The following is a 224-nucleotide window of genomic DNA, read 5'->3' on the forward strand; positions in this document are numbered from 1 at the left end:
TCGCGCCCCGCCTGTCGTTCTTCTTCGTCGCCCGCACGACGATCCTGGAGGAGGTGGCCAAGTTCCGTGCGGCGCGCCGGATCTGGGCCCGGGTGATGCACGAGGAGTTCGGCGCGAAGAACCACAAGTCGCTGATGCTGCGCTTCCACACCCAGACGGCCGGGGTGCAGCTGACCGCCCAGCAGCCCGAGGTCAACCTGGTGCGCGTCGCCGTGCAGGGACTG

General features: G+C 69.2%; 1 protein-coding gene. It reads left to right on the top strand.

Annotated features, from left to right (window positions below; all coding sequences use genetic code 11):
* Positions 1 to 224, top strand: a 224-nt coding sequence (locus ADK65_RS08470) for a methylmalonyl-CoA mutase family protein (RefSeq protein ID WP_234352826.1), incomplete at both ends; no start/stop codon positions are given.

The organism is Streptomyces sp. NRRL B-1140 (genome assembly GCF_001280065.1).
In the GTDB taxonomy this organism is placed as follows: Bacteria; Actinomycetota; Actinomycetes; order Streptomycetales; family Streptomycetaceae; genus Streptomyces.